Annotated in this window: 1 protein-coding gene; it reads right to left on the minus strand. The window is 47.2% G+C overall.

Annotated elements, in window-relative coordinates; translation table 11 throughout:
* Nucleotides 1-89: 89 nt before the first annotated feature.
* The coding region (locus tag EK369_RS23055; RefSeq protein ID WP_206198171.1) for a chitin-binding domain-containing protein at nt 90-523 on the minus strand (434 nt) is incomplete at its 5' end.

Genomic DNA, 523 nt, shown 5'->3' on the forward strand with positions numbered 1-523 from the left:
CGTGCTAATATTTAATAAGTATTTATAAAAAAGGCCTAATAATTCAAAACAACCCATACAATTATTTAACAATCAGTCGGGGTTGTATCCTAGTGATATCGGGCTACTGGCACACCCAAGGGTTCTTTCCGGACGACAGCATTAAATCCATTGATCGAGTCAGCTGTGTAGTCAACAGTCCTCCTGGTACCATCAGAATCGGTCAAGGAGTAACTTCCCTGGACAACATTTCCGTTTCTGGATTCGCTCTGGGCTTTACTGTCTCCTGTAAGAGCATCCTCCACGCTGTAAGCGTAAGAATACTGGGGGTTAGGGTCGTAGTCGGCATCTACTACAGAAGCTGGGGCTGCATGAATCAAGGGTGCTGGAGCAGCGTGGACAACCGGTGCTGGGGCAAAGACAGGGGCAGGTGCCGCCCTAAAGAGGGGTGCAGCTGGTGCTATGATACCACCCCTTGCTAAAGCGAAAAGTGCCACGAAAAATACAACTTTAAGTACCATTTTGTATCTGTGTCTGATGTTCG

This window comes from Shimia sediminis (assembly GCF_003990645.1).
GTDB classification, from domain to species: domain Bacteria; phylum Pseudomonadota; class Alphaproteobacteria; order Rhodobacterales; family Rhodobacteraceae; genus Shimia; species Shimia sediminis.